General features: G+C 44.7%; 13 protein-coding genes. 6 read left to right on the forward strand and 7 right to left on the reverse strand.

The window, feature by feature from the left end:
• Nucleotides 1-12 precede the first annotated feature (12 nt).
• The 5 genes from yebS to HVY19_RS11540 all read left to right on the forward strand — a co-directional run bounded on the left by yebS (nucleotide 13) and on the right by HVY19_RS11540 (nucleotide 6,060).
• Nucleotides 13-1,308 carry a membrane integrity lipid transport subunit YebS gene (gene yebS / locus HVY19_RS11520; protein ID WP_181680733.1) on the forward strand — a complete coding sequence of 432 codons (1,296 nt, stop codon included), beginning with the start codon at nucleotides 13-15 and terminating at the stop codon, nucleotides 1,306-1,308.
• On the forward strand, nucleotides 1,265-3,898 hold the full coding sequence (locus HVY19_RS11525; RefSeq protein ID WP_181680734.1) for a PqiB family protein: 2,634 nt from the start codon (nucleotides 1,265-1,267) through the stop codon (nucleotides 3,896-3,898). The genes yebS and HVY19_RS11525 overlap by 44 nt, the downstream gene beginning before the upstream one ends.
• A 79-nt stretch (nucleotides 3,899-3,977) precedes the next feature.
• Nucleotides 3,978-5,417 carry a 16S rRNA (cytosine(1407)-C(5))-methyltransferase RsmF gene (rsmF, locus tag HVY19_RS11530; RefSeq protein WP_181680735.1) on the forward strand — a complete coding sequence of 480 codons (1,440 nt, stop codon included), beginning with the start codon at nucleotides 3,978-3,980 and terminating at the stop codon, nucleotides 5,415-5,417.
• A gap of 116 nt (nucleotides 5,418-5,533) precedes the next feature.
• A complete protein-coding gene (locus HVY19_RS11535; RefSeq protein ID WP_181684271.1) occupies nucleotides 5,534-5,770 on the forward strand; it encodes a YebV family protein in 237 nt (78 codons plus the stop codon).
• 98 nt (nucleotides 5,771-5,868) lie between these two features.
• On the forward strand, nucleotides 5,869-6,060 hold the full coding sequence (locus HVY19_RS11540) for a YebW family protein (protein ID WP_181680736.1): 192 nt from the start codon (nucleotides 5,869-5,871) through the stop codon (nucleotides 6,058-6,060).
• Here HVY19_RS11540 and pphA read toward each other — a convergent pair whose 3' ends face one another.
• The 5 genes from pphA to HVY19_RS11565 all read right to left on the reverse strand — a co-directional run bounded on the left by pphA (nucleotide 6,061) and on the right by HVY19_RS11565 (nucleotide 12,789).
• Nucleotides 6,061-6,717 carry a protein-serine/threonine phosphatase gene (pphA, locus tag HVY19_RS11545; RefSeq protein WP_181680737.1) on the reverse strand — a complete coding sequence of 219 codons (657 nt, stop codon included), beginning with the start codon at nucleotides 6,715-6,717 and terminating at the stop codon, nucleotides 6,061-6,063.
• A gap of 360 nt (nucleotides 6,718-7,077) precedes the next feature.
• Nucleotides 7,078-7,443: a hypothetical protein gene (locus tag HVY19_RS20770; RefSeq protein WP_249419074.1), complete on the reverse strand. Its 366-nt coding sequence runs from the start codon at nucleotides 7,441-7,443 to the stop codon at nucleotides 7,078-7,080.
• Nucleotides 7,444-8,263: 820 nt separating this feature from the next.
• Nucleotides 8,264-9,361 (reverse strand): hypothetical protein, encoded by a 1,098-nt coding sequence (locus tag HVY19_RS11555; protein WP_181680739.1) that lies wholly within the window; start codon nucleotides 9,359-9,361, stop codon nucleotides 8,264-8,266.
• A gap of 10 nt (nucleotides 9,362-9,371) precedes the next feature.
• Nucleotides 9,372-10,835 carry an MBOAT family protein gene (locus HVY19_RS11560; protein WP_181680740.1) on the reverse strand — a complete coding sequence of 488 codons (1,464 nt, stop codon included), beginning with the start codon at nucleotides 10,833-10,835 and terminating at the stop codon, nucleotides 9,372-9,374.
• Nucleotides 10,836-10,941: 106 nt separating this feature from the next.
• Nucleotides 10,942-12,789: an acyltransferase family protein gene (locus tag HVY19_RS11565; protein WP_181680741.1), complete on the reverse strand. Its 1,848-nt coding sequence runs from the start codon at nucleotides 12,787-12,789 to the stop codon at nucleotides 10,942-10,944.
• Nucleotides 12,790-13,828: 1,039 nt separating this feature from the next.
• On the opposite strand from HVY19_RS11565, the gene HVY19_RS11570 reads away from it, so the two are divergent.
• On the forward strand, nucleotides 13,829-15,754 hold the full coding sequence (locus tag HVY19_RS11570) for an acyltransferase family protein (RefSeq protein WP_181680742.1): 1,926 nt from the start codon (nucleotides 13,829-13,831) through the stop codon (nucleotides 15,752-15,754).
• Nucleotides 15,755-16,320: 566 nt separating this feature from the next.
• Here the strand turns inward: HVY19_RS11570 and HVY19_RS11575 are convergent.
• Both HVY19_RS11575 and copD read right to left on the reverse strand, forming a co-directional pair.
• Nucleotides 16,321-16,659, reverse strand: a complete 339-nt coding sequence (locus HVY19_RS11575; protein ID WP_181680743.1) for a YebY family protein — start codon at nucleotides 16,657-16,659, stop codon at nucleotides 16,321-16,323.
• 17 nt (nucleotides 16,660-16,676) lie between these two features.
• A complete protein-coding gene (gene copD / locus HVY19_RS11580) occupies nucleotides 16,677-17,549 on the reverse strand; it encodes a copper homeostasis membrane protein CopD (RefSeq protein WP_181680744.1) in 873 nt (290 codons plus the stop codon).

A 17,549-nucleotide genomic window follows, 5' to 3' on the forward strand; every position in this document is an offset into this window, starting at 1 on the left:
GATTCGCGATACATGGCCCTCAAGACCCGACAACTTACGCCGACAAAAAAAATAGCGATCACGTCTATTAGCGAAGCGTTGCCTCGTGAACATTACCAGCGTTGCCCTCAGTGCGATGTGCTTTTCAGTCTGCCTAAAATGCGCTCTCACCAGAGCGCCTACTGCCCACGCTGCCAGGCGAAAATTCGCGACGGACGGGACTGGTCGCTCACCCGTTTGGGCGCGATGGCCGTAACCATGTTGTTGCTGATGCCCTTCGCCTGGGGTGAACCGCTGCTTCATATCTACCTGTTAGGCGTACGTATTGACGCCAACGTAATGCAGGGGATCTGGCAGATGACCAAACAAGGCGATCCGATTACGGGGGCTATGGTGTTGTTCTGCGTCGTGGGCGCTCCGCTTATTCTGGTGACATCCATTGCTTACCTTGGGTTCGGTAATATTCTGGGGATGAATTTGCGTCCGGCTCTGTTGATGCTGGAAAGGCTTAAAGAATGGGTCATGCTGGATATTTATCTGGTGGGGATCGGCGTCGCATCCATTAAAGTTCAGGATTACGCCTTTATCCAACCCGGCGTGGGGCTTTACGCTTTTGTCGCGCTGGTGATCCTTAGTGTTGTGACACTGTCACATTTAAACGTTGAGCAACTCTGGGATCGCTTTTATCCACAACGACCAGCCAGACGCGCGGACGAGCAGCTTCGCGTCTGTCTCGGCTGTCATTTTACCGGTTACCCTGACCCTCGCGGTCGTTGCCCGCGCTGCCATATCCCCTTGCGCCTGCGCAGAAACCAAAGTGTGCAGAAATGCTGGGCCGCTTTACTGGCGTCGATGGTCTTTCTTCTTCCTGCCAACCTGCTCCCCATTTCCGTTATTTATATCAATGGTGGACGTCAGGAAGACACTATTCTGTCCGGGATTATGTCACTCGCCAGCAGTAACGTCGCCGTGGCCGCCGTGGTATTTATTGCGAGTATTCTCGTCCCCTTCACCAAAATCATTGTCATGTTCACGCTGCTGCTCAGTCTTCATTTTAAATGTGAGCAGGGGTTACGTACGCGCATGCAACTCCTGCGTCTGGTCACCTGGATAGGACGCTGGTCCATGCTGGATCTTTTCGTCATTTCCTTAACCATGTCGCTGATAAATCGCGATCAGATTCTTGCTTTTACTATGGGACCGGCTGCGTTTTATTTCGGCGCAGCGGTAATTTTGACTATTCTTGCAGTGGAATGGCTGGACAGCCGCTTACTTTGGGATGCACATGAGTCAGGAAACGCCCGCTTCGCCAACAGAAGCGCAAATTAAAACCAAACGCCGTATCTCACCCTTCTGGCTGCTGCCGTTTATCGCTCTGCTGATTGCAGGCTGGCTGATATGGAACAGTTATGAGGATCGCGGCAATACCGTCACTATCGACTTTATGTCGGCCGATGGGATTGTGGCGGGTCGAACGCCTGTGCGCTATCAGGGGGTTGAAGTCGGTACCGTACAGACGATTCGCCTGAGCGAAGACCTGCGCAAAATCGAAGTCCGGGTCAGCATTAAGTCCGATATGAAAGATGCCCTGCGCGAAGAAACGCAGTTTTGGCTGGTCACGCCTAAAGCGTCTCTGGCGGGCGTTTCAGGGCTCGATGCGCTGGTCGGCGGTAACTACATCGGCATGATGCCTGGTAAAGGCGAAGCACGGGATCATTTTGTCGCCCTCGATACGCAGCCGAAGTATCGACTGGATAATGGCGATCTGATGATTCATCTGAACGCCCCGGATCTGGGTTCTCTGAACAGCGGCTCGCTGGTCTATTTCCGCAAAATTCCGGTGGGCAAAGTTTACGACTACAGCATCAACCCGAATAAACAGGGCGTCACCATTGACGTACTGATCGAACGTCGCTTTACCAATCTGGTGAAAAAAGGCAGTCGCTTCTGGAATGTTTCCGGCGTGAATGCCGACGTCAGCCTGAGCGGCGCGAAGGTAAAACTGGAGAGTCTGGCCGCGCTGGTTAACGGTGCTATCGCCTTCGACTCCCCGGGAGACTCAAAAGCAGCAGAGCAAGAGGATACTTTTGGCCTCTACGAAGACCTGGCGCATAGCCAGCGCGGCGTTATCATTAAGCTCGAGTTACCCAGCGGCGAAGGGCTGAAGGCCGATTCTACCCCGCTGATGTACCAGGGGCTTGAAGTTGGTGAGCTCACAAAACTGGTGTTACAGCCCGGCGGCAAAGTCACCGGGGAGATGACGGTTGATCCGAGCGTAGTGACTTTATTACGCGACACGACGCGTATCGAGCTCCGCAGCCCCAAACTTTCGCTCAGTGACGCCAACATCAGCGCTTTGCTGACGGGAAAAACCTTTGAGCTGGTCCCGGGTACGGGAGAGCCGCGCAACGAATTTGTCGTTGTTCCTGGTGAGAGAGCACTGCTGCATGAACCGGATGTCCTCACGTTCACGCTAACCGCACCGGAAAGCTACGGTATCGACGCAGGGCAGCCGCTGATCCTCCACGGTGTTCAGGTTGGGCAGGTGATAGAACGTGAATTAACCAGCAAGGGCGTAACGTTTACCGTAGCTGTCGATCCGCAACATCGCGATCTCGTCCATGGCGACAGTAAATTTGTGGTCAACAGTCGTGTCGACGTCAAAGTTGGTCTGGATGGGGTGGAGTTCCTCGGTGCCAGCGCCAGTGAATGGATTAACGGCGGGATTCGTATTCTGCCCGGTACCAAAGGCGAAATGAAATCCAGCTACCCGCTGTACGCCAATCTGGAAAAAGCGGTGGAAAATAGCCTGAGCGATCTGCCGACCACCACACTGAGTCTGAGCGCCGAAACGCTGCCAGACGTCCAGGCAGGTTCCGTGGTGCTGTATCGCAAGTTTGAAGTCGGTGAAGTTATTACCGTGCGTCCTCGCGCTAATGCTTTTGATATCGATCTGCACATCAAACCGGAATACCGCAATCTCCTGACCAGCAACAGCGTCTTTTGGGCTGAAGGTGGAGCAAAAGTGCAGCTTAACGGTAGCGGTTTAACCGTTCAGGCTTCGCCGTTGTCGCGAGCGCTGAAAGGCGCGATCAGTTTCGATAACCTGAGCGGTGCCAGCGCCAGTCAGCGCAAAGGTGACAAACGCATACTCTATGCATCCGAAACCGCAGCGCGGGCCGTCGGCGGCCAGATTACACTTCATGCTTTTGACGCAGGGAAGCTGGCCGCCGGTATGCCTATTCGCTATCTCGGTATTGATATCGGGCAGATTCAGACTCTCGAACTCATCACCTCGCGCAATGAAGTGCAGGCGAAGGCGGTACTCTATCCGGAATATGTGCAGACCTTTGCTCGTGGCGGCACTCGCTTCTCGGTGATTACGCCGCAGATTTCCGCCGCTGGGGTAGAACATCTGGATACGCTTCTTCAGCCCTATATCAACGTTGAACCAGGCCGGGGCAAACCGCGTCGGGATTTTGAATTGCAGGAAGCTACCATCACCGACTCACGCTACCTGGATGGTCTGAGCATTGTACTGGAAGCTCCAGAGGCCGGTTCACTGGCGATTGGTACGCCTGTGCTGTTCCGGGGAATTGAGGTCGGTACAGTCACTGGAATGTCGCTCGGCTCGCTGTCCGACCGGGTGATGATCACTATGCGCATCAGTCAGCGTTATCAGCATCTGGTGCGTAACAACTCTGTCTTCTGGCTGGCTTCCGGATACAGTCTGGACTTTGGCCTGACGGGCGGCGTGGTGAAAACCGGCACCTTCAATCAGTTCATTCGCGGGGGTATTGCATTCGCCACACCACCGGGAACGCCGCTGGCACCAAAAGCCCAGGCGGGTAAACATTTCCTGCTGCTCGAAGCAGAGCCTAAAGAGTGGCGTGAATGGGGAACCGCGCTACCCCGCTAATCCCCTCGGCTCCGGCGTACTCGCGCCGGAGCCTTTATGCTACACTGCACGCTTGATTTATTTCCCGTGGTACCACCCCGTGACTCAACACGCTGTCTATTTTCCTGAAGCCTTTCTGACGCAAATGCGCGAAGCCATGCCTGCGTCGCTCTCCTTTGACGATTTTCTCGCGGCCTGTCAGCGTCCGTTACGCCGCAGTATTCGTATTAACACGCTGAAGATATCCGTTGCGGATTTTCTGCAGCTAACGGCACCATATGGCTGGTCGCTCACTCCCATTCCCTGGTGCACCGAAGGGTTTTGGATCGATCGTGATGACGAAGAGGACCTTCCTTTAGGGAGTACGGCTGAGCATCTCAGTGGCTTGTTTTACATTCAGGAAGCCAGCTCCATGCTCCCGGTCGCCGCGCTCTTTGCTGAAGGCAATTCGCCACTGCGCATCATGGACGTTGCTGCAGCGCCGGGATCCAAAACCACGCAAATCGCTGCGCGGATGGGTAATCGTGGCGCGATTCTGGCTAACGAGTATTCCGCAAGCCGGGTGAAAGTGTTACATGCCAATATCAGCCGCTGCGGGATCAGTAACGTCGCCCTGACGCATTTTGACGGGCGCGTGTTTGGCGCGGCACTACCGGAAATGTTCGATGCCATTTTGTTGGACGCCCCCTGTTCTGGCGAAGGAGTGGTTCGTAAAGATCCGGATGCCCTTAAAAACTGGTCAGTTGAGAGTAATCTCGAGATTGCCGCTACGCAGCGAGAGCTCATCAACAGCGCCTTTCACGCATTGCGTCCCGGCGGTACGCTGGTGTATTCAACCTGTACACTTAATCGTGAAGAGAATGAAGATGTTCTGGCCTGGCTCAAAGCAACCTATGCCGACGCGGTAGAGTTTCTGCCGCTGGGCGATCTCTTCCCTGATGCGAAGCAAGCGCTGACGGAAGAAGGCTTTCTGCACGTGTTCCCGCAGATATACGATTGTGAGGGCTTCTTTGTCGCCCGTCTGCGTAAAACTGCCTCGATCCCTGCCCTTCCTGCTCCAGGGTATAAGGTTGGCAACTTCCCCTTTGCGCCATTAAAAGGCCGCGAAGCTGCAAACATTACGCAGGCGGCGAGCGCGATTGGTTTAAGCTGGGATGAGAATCTTCGCCTCTGGCAGCGTGATAAAGAAGTCTGGCTCTTCCCGGTGGAAATAGAACCGCTGATCGGAAAAGTCCGGTTCTCACGCCTCGGCATTAAGCTTGCTGAAACGCATAACAAAGGTTTTCGCTGGCAACATGAAGCTGTCATTGCCCTTGCTGATGTGGGTCATCGTTGCGTATTTGAGCTAACGCAGGAAGAAGCTGAAGAGTGGTATCGCGGCCGGGATGTCTACCCGCAGGCCACACCAGCCACTGATGACGTGCTGGTGACCTTTCAGCATCACCCCATCGGACTGGCGAAACGTATTGGTTCGCGGCTCAAAAACAGCTACCCACGCGAGCTGGTTCGTGACGGGAAATTGTTTACCGTTAACCACTAAGGGCAGAAAAAAATAACGCATCTTTTACTGGCGCTTTTGTCTGCGTTGACTAGGCTAAAAAAATGGGGCGACAAACTGGTCGTACCACGAATCTCAAATCAACGGAGAGCACGATGATGAAAACCAGTGTGCGCATTGGCGCCTTTGAAATCGATGATGCTGAGTTACATGGTGAATCGCCCGGCGATCGAACGTTAACCATTCCCTGTAAATCAGACCCGGATTTATGTATGCAACTGGATGCCTGGGATGCTGAAACCAGCATTCCTGCCATTCTTAACGGTGAACATTCGGTCCTCTTCCGCAACCATTACGATAGTAAGTCTGACGCCTGGATCATGCGCCTTGCCTGATTCAAAAAGAACCCGTCTCCCCGGCGGGTTATTTATGATTTCCCCCTTCGGCTAATTCCTCCTACACTTTTGTTAAGGCTGTACAAATTGAGGATGGAATGTTCGCACTGGTTCTTTTTGTGTGTTACCTGGACGGCGGTTGTGAGGATATCGTGGTCGATATTTACGATACGGAGCAACAATGCCTGTTTTATATGGACGAACAGCGTATTCGCCAGGGCGGTTGTTATCCGATAGAAGATTTTGTCGATGGATTCTGGCAACCCGCACAGCAGTACAGCGACTTCTAGCTATTGTAATTGAACCAGCGTCAGATCCCCGCCAAACACAGCGCCCGTATCGATGTAGTGCAGATTGGCGATGTCCACGCGATGGCGCAGCGGCGTATGACCAAACCAGAAGTGATCGGCGCCGGTGATCCCTTCTCCCGTATACTGTTCGCTGAGTCGGCGGCGACTCCACAGCACCTGCTGAAGATCGATGTTCTTTTGCCACTGATACACATCGTCGGGATAATCCGCATGCGCCACAATATGCCTGCCCGACTGACACTCAATCTCAAGTATCCAGGGCAACTGCTGACAATTTTCCAGCGCGTTCTTGGCCTGTGTCTGCTGAAGTACTGGAAGCGCCGGTAGCCAGTCGCCGCCATTCAGAAACCATAACGAGGTTTGCGCTGATGCCAGCGCATCCATCGCCATTTGCTCGTGATTCCCTCTGACCGCCACAACCCAGCGTCGACGTAACAGTTGCAGGCAGCGCAAACTGTCGGGGCCACGGTCAATTACATCACCTACGGATACCAGTAGATCCTGCCAGGGATCAAAACGACACGCGCGCAATTTCGCCATCAGCAGCGAAAAGCAGCCGTGGATATCCCCCACCAACCAAATGTGCCGCCAGCGTGCCCCGTCAATTTTTTGATAAACATTTTCAGGCTGTTTCATGAGCGTTTTGCGCCTCAGTCATGCACTGATTTCGATTTAATCATAGTCGTTAAAAGAGCTCTGTGAGGAGGCAACAAAAATAAATACAACAAATGTTTATAGCTACATGTTTTTATTTAAATAATAAGATATTGCGAAGCATCTATAATAATCAGGGTTAAATCAAGTACACTATGAACCAAACAGACTGAACATAGAGTCGTACTCGCTTTTCTATTTACTATTCACCAAAACTATATCATTGATTTTCTTAAAACAAATAACAGAAAATCTTAATTGCAATTTATCTTATTGCAATGTCTGCTTACCGTTCGATTCGAACATCACAATTCATACGTAGAAATAATAACATAACATGGACTATATATTTAACTTAATGACTTCTTTGTACGGCATGACAGTGACAGCGATGTTATGCATTGCTCTGGCAGCTAAAGGCTCTAAATCAAATGAGATGGCATTATTTTCGACTGCATTAGTTTGTAGCACATTTATACTACTATATGGTTTTAGAACTATTGAAACTGGCACAGACACTTTTGCATATAAAAGTTGGTTTGAATCAATAAATGGCACAACGTCCTCAAGAGACTTTGAACCATTATTCCTATTGTTCGGAAAAAGTATCTCATGCTTTACGAATGACGCATCGATTTTTTTCCTTATAATTACGACAATAACAATATTTTTTCTCATTAAAGCTTTCAAAATCAACAATAATCTCATCGCTGTACCTATTGCAATTACAATGTGCTTTTCGTTTATAAGTGGAGTAGATCTTATAGTTAATGGGATAAGAAGCGGATTAGCACTGTCATTTGCAACGTATGCACTTATTAAGTTCAGTAATGACAGTAAAAACCTTTATTTCTTTGTAGCCATATCAATAGCAAGCATGTTACATACTTCTTGTGTGATTTTTTACCTCGCTCTGATAATTATCAAAATCATAAATGAAAAAAATGTGAAAATATTTTTTATGCCTACATAAGCATTTTTTTAATAGAACATTTAAGAGGTTTCGATTTTCTATTTTTAAAAACAACCAGTATTGGGATAGGCAGTCATATCACATCAAGAATCCTTGCGTTCAAGTACCAGGAATCTGATATGTTTAATGGATATGTGAAATATTACTTTTTCGCTTTAACATTAATTCCATATTTATTGTTCAGATTTAATTATTTTATAAATAGAAAACTACTAATTATCCATTACATTATGCTGATGCCTTATCTATTAATATTCTCTTCACCTTCCTCTTATCGGTTTAGTTACATATCATTCTTTTTAATGATCTATATCATCACGCAATCGATAATGAACACGCCATCAGCTGCAAAAAGAAAAGGTGTATATTTCATGATCATTACTATGATAATAATTACATACACAACAAAGACAACTCTGCCTTATAGTAACATATTATTTTCCCAATTATGACCAACTGGATTAACATGATTATAAAACGAAGCCTTTATTCAGGATGAAAATAATTACGTAATATAAACATGATAGCCCATGAGTAATGGGCTATCATATTTTTTTAATAAGCTTCCGGTAGAGTGGTAAAGAAACGTCCTAATGCCTCTCGCTCAACGCTGGTAATGAAAATGAACTTCGGCTTGAAAGATTTCACCATTATCTGGAGTAATTCAGGGGTTACCTTTCCTTGGTGTACCTGTAAAACCTCCTTAAATGTTATGGACATAAAAGGAGACATCGCTGTACCGTAGGAGTCTCGGAGCCACAGTACCCGGTCATTATTAAGCGCATTGTCTGAAACGACAAGTACGGGCGTGGGAGGAGCCCCAATTACAGAGAGCCTTTTATCAGACATCAGCTTCCCCGTTTTAAAATCATAAATTTTAATATTCGTTTGATTAATGGCAGCATCATCAAGATAAACAAGCTCCTCTTTTACGTTTTTAACTCGTAAAAATGCAGCCAAATCACCAGCCCGCCCTTCTGCCATTTTAAAATCTTTTGAAGTGAACGGACCGGGCCATTTTAAATCGGTATGCTTTAGCTGCATTGCTGATGCCAGCGCATTGAAAGCTATAGCCGCGCCATATGAATTCCAATGAGTATCGGTATGATAATATAATGGTTTATCCGTTTTAACCTTCTCCTGGAGGAGTGGGGTAATGGTGTCAACATATAGTTCAGTGTTGCTATGCAATAATGAATCAAGAACGGTATCATGAGCATGCATGTCCCATTCTGGTAGTTTATCTGTGTAAACACTATCTTTATCAGGGCCAATGATCAGTTTAAAATCTTGCACCCCATTTTTTCTAAAAAATTCATTCCATGCCGTATTTGCTTTACGAACGTTAATAAGATCAGTATCGCTTACAGAAGCCCCTCGGATCTTTTTGGTTAGCGTTTTTGCAAAGCTATCACCGAGAAATAACCACCCGTCTTTACCGATAAGAACTTTCTTTGGTTCGATTGATAATCCATATTTAAGAAAGAAAGTTCCAAACCATGATTCGACCACATCCATGTTATACAGATTGTGAAATTTACCTGAAAAGCTTTTATTTTTGAATAATGCCGATTCATTAGTGAGATTATAGACAGGAAGAATTGACAATAGCGCAATGACTATTCCTGAGAATAAAAATACTTTTCCTTTCATATCATCACCCTCAGAAATTGAAATATAAAAACACTGAACTTGTAGTATGCAGTGTCATGTAAAGTGCCAATGAACTTATGAAAGCAACCCACGTTACTTTCAAAGTACTTTGCTTATCAGTTACAACTATTTCAATGGCATTTTTGAAGGATATAATAACGAAAGCGCATGCTATAGCCGCAAACTGAACTGAGTAACCTGCCAGTCCAACAGGCAGGAATGTCGATAATTTGTCGGCCTGAATGCCAAGCATTGCTAACATATCAACGGGAACATCCTGGATCGTCATATTTGTCATTGAATTTAAATTAAACATGGAGGTAAGTATTGTCATTGCATCCGTCAAAGAATGAGAACGGAAGAAAACCCATGCAATATGCACATACAGAAAGGTCACAAACCACGCAAGTGGTTTGTACATTCTGTAACCTGCCGAGGACCACATTCTGTGAACTACCAGGGCAAGTCCGTGCATCGCACCCCAGATGACAAACATCCAACTTGCACCATGCCATAAACCACCTATGACAAAAGTGATGAAGAGGTTAAAATACGTTCTAGGGACAGAGCATCGGTTACCACCCAACGGTATATAAAGGTAATCCCGAAGGTAGCGACCAAGCGTAATATGCCACCGCCTCCAGAAATCCTGTATATTTAGTGACTTATAGGGGGAATTAAAGTTCAGCGGTAACCAGATATTAAACAATAGCGCGGCACCAATGGCCATATCACAGTAGCCGCTAAAATCAAAATACAATTGGAAGGTATACGAGAGACTTGTTACCCATGCACTATAAAAATCGTGATGATAGCCAGGCGTGTAACCTGCATCTGCCCATACAGCAAAAGTATCAGCAATCATCGTTTTCTTGAAAAGGCCAATACCAAAGATCATCAAACCCATCATGATGTTTCGATATCTAACAGGAACAGTCCAAAGAGACTTGAACTGAGACATCATTTCTTTATGATGAAGGATAGGCCCAGCAATTAAGTGAGGGAAAAAAGTCACAAACAGCGCATAGTTAACAATGTCATATTCTTTGGCATAACCTTTATAACTGTCTACCAGAAAGGCTATTTGAGTAAACGTATAAAAGCTAATGCCGATTGGTAGCACTATCCCAGCGATATGAAAGTCTTCACCAGTAAGCAAATTCAAGTTATCAAGAAAAAAATTCGTATATTTATAATAACCAAGCAATAACAGGTTCGCGGCAATACCTGTTATAAGCATCATTTTCTTCCGTTTCGCGCCCTTCGCTAATTGAATACCTAGTCCATAGTTGAATATGATTGAGCCTAACATTAAAGGTAAGTAAGCCAGACTCCAGTAACTGTAAAAATAAAGACTGGCAGCAACGAGCCAAACTTTACCGAAGTAAAGAAGCTTGAATTTATTAAGCAAAAAATAGCCCAAAAAGACTATAGGCAAAAAGGCAAAAATAAATTCTGGAGAACTAAAAATCATAGCGTTTCCATATTGTTGTTGTGATTACAAAAACCACAAAATGAAAGTGCAGTGATGCTCTTGTGGATAATATTTATGATAAATACATTATATAAGTTCATAATCATTACTCACTGAACAATTGTGGGTAATCATTTTTTAGCGATGCCCCTAATTCTTTAGCACCAATACTTGTCAAATGACCACTATCAAAATATAGATATTTACCATTTTTTGGTGATACTATATTGCATATTTTTTGCTTTCCGCATTGTGCAGAAAGCATGTCAATATATTCAACCCCATTGATTTGACGGATAATTTTTCCTGCATCATCATTAATTAACCACCTGGAACTCATATAGTATGATTGAGCGAATGTGTTGATCATATCAAACGTTGTTTTTTTATTTTCCATTGCTTTCTTGGCAATAAACATTGGCGCATTGTTGAACATCATTTTGGGGCCAAAGACAATGATTTGCGCATTAGTGCGAATCTTAAGTTCATCTATGACTTTTTTAAGCCCAGTTGCATCTGCGACTTGCCAGTCATCATGAAGCATGACAAGGTCCGCATCTTTTAAGCCGCTATATCCTAGAGTGGACTCTAGAACTTTATTGCAAAACTCTTTATATTTCCCTTCGTTTGGAGTAAATCCAAAATTGCTACAATGATTTGTAGTCCTAAGATAGGAAATATCACCTTTAAAGCCATTCTCAGTAAGAGCATAGGTAAGATCTATGCCATGAGAATTTCCAATAATAACTATTTTTTTGTCACCTGTTTTTGGAACCGGGTTTAACTGGTCTCCATCTGTCCAATATCTTGCTCTTTCCTGAGCAAGCTCTTCCGCACTAATAAGAGCAAAAGGATATCGTCCCGGATACCCTGCTGCAGCTGTTACAGAGAAGGCAGACATATATACCGTAAGGAAAGCAGTCGATATAAGTGCAACTTCTCCAAGAATCTTAGTTTTATACTTGTTCAGTATTATTCTTGAGGGGTTTTCAACCAAATAAAAAGATATGCAAGCCAATGCTAATGACATAATAATGCCACACAAAGGCATCCACCACCCTGTTAATTCAAGATAGTTAAAAAGCACATACACAGGCCAGTGCGTAAGGTATAAGGAGTAAGATATTCGACCAAGCCACTGAAATAACATATTGTCGAGTATTATATTTTTCATATCTCCAGCGGCAATAACCAAAGCACATCCCAGAACGGGTATTGCGGCCCAGTATGATGGCCAAGCTAAATCAGAGTTAAAAGTAATGACAGAAAATATAATGATTGCAAGTCCGGTAATTTTAATGCTTCTGATAGATAATGCCGTAACAGGAAAAAGAAATATCAGACCACCAATTGACATTTCCCATGCACGTGCAGTCAGCAAATAAAAGCCAGCAGAGCTGTTAACACTTGCATAATACACGGAAGCAATAAAAGAAATGACTGCAACGATTGCTACTGCAATACTCGTGTTTTTTCGTCCCGCAATATTATATAAAACAGCCGTAAATACAGGGTATATCAAATAAAATTGCCACTCTACAGATAATGACCAGGTATGTAGGAGCCACTTCTCTTTAGCACTTGTGTCAAAATAATTAATGTCATAAAAATATTGGACATTCGAATAAAATAAAGTGCTACTTTTGACATGTTCTGAAAGAACTTGATAATCTGCAGGCAACAACAGAAAATAGCCCAAAACAAGGAGTACAAAGCATACAAAATATAAAGCAGGTATTATCCTTCTGGCCCTATCCATGTAAAAGCCGATAATTGAGAACTCAGAACTTGCCATTCTTGAGAAGATAATGCTGGTCATAAGATAACCAGAAATGACGAAAAACACATCAACTCCGGCAAAACCACCGCTAAAACCAGGTATCCCAAAGTGGTAAAGAACAACAGCAGCAACAGCAATTGCTCTCAGTCCATTAATATCAGTTCTGAAGTTCACTTTTCCGCCACAAGCTAAAAATCATGGCGGTGTTATAGCATGCAATATAAATTCAAGCCAGTATCAACAGCGGCAATGTAACCATCTTGCTATCAGTTGATTCTTAAACCAAATTATAAACTCGTCTATCACCCTGCCACTGCCAGACCGTCAACCCGACCGCTTAACCGTTCCCATAAAAAGCGAGCTGATTACCTTTCAGCTCTGTGTATGCTCATTTTTTACTCGACCATATGGCTGGCTACAGTCGAATCGCTTTCCATCAATATGATGAGACAGCTCAGGGGATACATTGGATTCATCGTCACTGTTATCCATTATCTGTATAAGGAAATTTTCTCTTGCTTTGTTGTGATATAGACTAAAAGGTCATATATGAAAATCGGCGAGCAGCTTGAGATGTTGAGATATCAAGTCCGTAACCTATTGAAATTTTACAAATAATAAGGGTTCGAATACGATACCTGTTTACGACACAACACACCCTATTTCTATATTTCAGTCGTTACAGTTTAAAAACCGTAAACTCATGTATAAATATTTATCAGTGCAACTATTCAAGATAAAACAATTAACAGCCCGGTAGCGATGTGGTCATAACGCTTGTATCTCGAATTGTCAGAAGTATACACGTCACCAGCCAGACAACTGAACGGGGTGTTCAACTCAGATGTGACTCACGATTTTGTTCGGACTTTTCGTGAAGAGAGTATGAACTGCCCTCCAGCGTTGACACATTGTGGCAAGTGCTGACGCTGGCTTGTAATGCGTTATTGGCATCACGTAGCGAGAACTTCAAGTTCACTTTTCACAGTTCACTCACGAAATCAACCGTCGTGGCTGTATGCCTGCCGTTAGGCAGCAATGGCAATAGCATTTATGAAAGCGAGTTTAATTTCATTGCAACATGCCATGGTTAGTCTCCATCAATTTTTGTATAAATATTCAGCACCACATACATTTTAGGGTGATCAAGTGCTGATCAGAATCGTCTTAAGTGCTAAACTCCGAACCCTCTAAAACATATAAGATTGTGGATATGTCATTAAAATATAGAGCGGATATTGATGGCCTAAGAGCAATAGCGGTGCTCCTGGTGGTTCTTTTCCATGCAAAACTTCCCATACCAGGTGGTTTTGTTGGTGTTGATGTTTTTTTTGTAATCTCTGGTTTTTTAATTACATGCATACTTGACAAAGAGATTAGAGAATTACGTTTTAGTTATGTGAGCTTTTATGTGCGCAGAATTAAAAGGTTAATTCCAGCGCTATTTTTCATGCTCATAATTATTGCTGCTTATTGTAGTTACTATTTGATGCCAGAAGATTTAATGTCTTTTGGTAAGACTGCTGTGCTATCAATGCTGGGTATTAGTAATTTTTATTTTTACCTGCACACCAACTATTTTGAATCATCGTCGGCAGAACCTCTTCTACACACATGGTCTCTTGCTGTAGAAGAACAGTATTACATCTTCTGGCCATTAATATTGATGGTAATATATAAAATTAAGAGAACCAGCATTAAAGTAGCTTTTTTTTCAGCTCTCTTTATTGCCTCGATCTGTCTTTCATGGTATTACGTACATCAAGATAGAAATCTAGCATATATGATGCTTCCATTTAGATTTTTTGAACTGATGGCAGGTGCATTGCTGGCGATTAACTACCGTAGAACTGACACACTATTAAGATATAACGACATATTAAGTGTTTCAGGGTTGGGATTGATACTCGCAAGTGCTTTTTTTCTTGATGATAACAGTGCTTTCCCTGGGCTATTAGCTTTGCCTGTTATAGTTGGCAGTACGATGCTGATCGCCTCCCGCGAGGGAATTATAAACAAATTTTTATCTTTAAAGCCAGTTGTCTATATTGGCAGGGTTTCATACTCATTCTATCTTTGGCATTGGCCTGTATTAATTCTTGCTGCTTACAGAGGGATCGAGCTAACTACAACTAATGCCATTACACTTATAGCGTTATCTTTTGCTATGGCCTGTATCAGCTACCATTTTGTTGAGAATCCGTTTAGAAAGCTAAAGTCGCCGTTTGTTGTCTTTCCTGCTCTATATGCAATTCCATTGGCATCCTGTTATTTATTCATGCTCTATATGGATAATACATCTGGTATGAAATGGAGAACGTATGGGATGTTTGATGAACTTGAGTTTAATAATTCAGCTCATATTCATCGTGATGAGTGTATGGAAAAAATGAAGTTAGGCAATTTTAATGAATGTTGGCTGGGTGTAAAAAAAGAAAAGCCAGACGTTTTAATGATCGGTGATTCTTTTGGAAATGCTTACACTCCATTCATTAACGAACTCGCAAAAGATGCTGGCATCATGGTTCATGATACGATGAGGAGTACTACACCATCTATACCCGGCGTCTACGTATCTCATATAAATAAACCATTGACAAAAGTAAACTCCGATCAAGTTGCCTACTATAATACAGATAGAACAAAACTAGCCTACAATATCGGAGCCGTTATTATTGCTGATTTATTTGACCAGTATAATGACAACAATAAGACATTTCGTGTTTATGGAACTGATGGCGTAGATTATAGTGCTTCGGCATATAATATGCGAGTTCGATACATTAAGGATCTCGTAAGGAATGGTGTGAAAGTCTACGTTGTGGCAAGACCCTTTGAAGTGATTGGTACAAACGGAATTGCTAAGCTTCGCTCTGCAAAAATGAAGCATTCTGTTAGTAGTGCTGAGATGTTCCCTTATGGAATGAAAAAAGAACTACGAGAAGAATATCGGCTCAAGCGTGATATCCCTGAGATAACATTAATAGACCCAAATGATATTCTTTGCAAGAATGAAAAATGCAAAGCTACAATCGATGGGGATATATTATTCAGAGTAGATGGAGCTCATCTTAACTACACCTCAGCTAAAAAATTGGGGGAAGAATATTTAAAGAAATACCCAAATCCTTTCAAATAGACTAAAGGCCCGTACGGGCCTTTAGTCTATTTGATTGCACACTGGACTGCCCCCACAACCGTAGACAAATTCTGTCCTCACGGCGAGGCCTGTTCAAAGGCCTCCGGACTGACGCCGCCGATGTGACTGTGACACCTGTCCCGGTTGTAGAACACTGACCATGCCACAAAAATATGACAATGACCCAAAAATACCTGGACGCACGTAGTGCAGAGTATGGTATGTTTTAGACAGGATATGGAAATTTCGTGTAATTTTCGGGTAATTTCTGGCATCTTGATGAAATTATCTTTAAAAACAACCGGATAAAAAGAGACCGAATACGATTCCTGTATTCGGTCCAGGGAAATGGCTCTTGGGAGAGAGCCGTGCGCTAAAAGTTGGCATTAATGCAGGCTAAAGTCGCCTTGCACTATAAGAATAGATGACGACGCCAGGTTTTCCAGTCCCTGACAAAAGAGGTCGGGAAAAAAGGACGTTAGTCACCCGAAAGAATGCGAAAACCGCAGACTTCTCATACAGAGGCCTGCGGTTTTTTATTGGAAATCATAAAGATATTTCTGGAACTAACAGAGTTTTTCCGCTCGCTCAATAAATGGCGCGAGGCTCATTTTTTCACCCGGTTTTGCAGGATCGTCAATCTGAATCACTGAAATGGGCTGAGCCGTCGTTTTCCCGCTTGCCACCTGCTGTTGTGCTATATCGTTGAGCGGATACTGCACTAAAGTACTGGGATTGATCACATACAGCGCATGACCGGGTCGACAGGTAAGCATCACTTCTTCACGGTTAAACGCCCAGTTCTCTTTGCCCACTTCAAAACGGCTCACCGTAATCACCTGTGGTGCCGCTAATGCTGCTCCTGAAGTCGCCAGCAACAGTAAAGAAAGAATCATTTTTTTCATGAAATTATGCCTGTCCTTCAAAACGGTTCCAGAGTGGCAAAAAGACTGACTATCGCCAGCACGACGCCACCAATAGCCCATTCAATCTTCGTCATCCAGATAAAATACAGATTCATACGGCGACTATCCTGCCGCATCCGTGGTACGAGAACATACCGATTCATTAACGCAATTACCACCATCAACCCCACCAGCGCACACTTTAACAAAAGCAGTTGGACCCAGGCAGAATGCCAGGGTTGAGAGAAACCGTGAATAAAAAAGATATTTGCAATACCGGTCAACAGCACAACCGCAACGGCAAGGTGACCGTAGCGTGAGAACCGCATCATGGTATAAATAGCCTGCTGGTACCAGCGCCCTTTCGCTAATCGCATACAGTAGATGACCGGCAGCAAACCGCCGAACCATACCGCCGCGCCAATCAGGTGCAGCGCATGATTGGTTTTATGCAGGGCTCCAATAACGCCCGTGTGTAACGTCGCGTGTCCAACCCCCGCAAGCAGCGAAAATTGCGCAAGGGTTAGGATCAGCAATAACCGCGGTAAATTTCGCGGCATTACCCACAACGTAACGAGCATGACCAGCGCAAGAACGATCTGCCACAGCCACACACCACCGAACTGGGTTTGCAAAACAGCGCCCCAGACGGCAGGCGAGATGACATCCTGCCAGCCAGAGCCCATCAATCCCGCCTGCACCGCTAACATCAGAGTCGCACTGAGGAAATTCCCCACTGCGGCAAACTGCTGAAGTCGCAAGAAGCGGCGCATCATTAAACGTCGAATCGGCACCGGTGCCAGCCACGCGCTGTAGAGCGCACAGCCAAGCACTAACATCAACGTGACGAAATGAATATAACGCAGGACGATCCAGGTCAAAGTCAGCAT

The sequence above is a fragment of the Citrobacter sp. RHB25-C09 genome (genome assembly GCF_013836145.1).
In the GTDB taxonomy this organism is placed as follows: Bacteria; Pseudomonadota; Gammaproteobacteria; order Enterobacterales; family Enterobacteriaceae; genus Citrobacter_A.